Origin of the sequence: Saccharothrix sp. ST-888 (genome assembly GCF_000955975.1) — a bacterium.
In the GTDB taxonomy this organism is placed as follows: domain Bacteria; phylum Actinomycetota; class Actinomycetes; order Streptomycetales; family Streptomycetaceae; genus Kitasatospora.
Window position 1 is genome coordinate 1 of record NZ_JYJF01000680.1, and the last position, 338, is coordinate 338.

General features: G+C 74.9%; 1 protein-coding gene. It reads right to left on the reverse strand.

The features are described from left to right. The coding region (locus UK12_RS42270; RefSeq protein ID WP_045307119.1) for a hypothetical protein at positions 1–338 on the reverse strand (338 nt) is incomplete at both ends.

Genomic DNA, 338 nt, shown 5'->3' on the forward strand with positions numbered 1-338 from the left:
AGGCCGGCCCGGCTGGGGAACATCTCCGGATTCCGCCGGAAGGACTGCGCCCGGCAGGCCGGGTCCATCGGCGGGTAGGCCAGCACCTGGGCGGCGAGCCGGCGTTGCCGATCGCGCCAGATCAGTGCGTGGCTGGGCGCGCAGCCGAAGGCGGCTGCAGCGAACGGCAGTGGTGCCGGCAGGTAGACCTGCTCCAGACGGAGCCGTGTGAGCCGCTGGCGGGGATCAACCCCCTTCTGTTGCTTGCCGCCGGCGGTGCGGGCGGTGTCGGCCGGCGCGGCTGGCTCGCCGAGTGCGGAGTCGGGCGCACCGCCCTCGCTGTCGCCGGCGACGGCGAT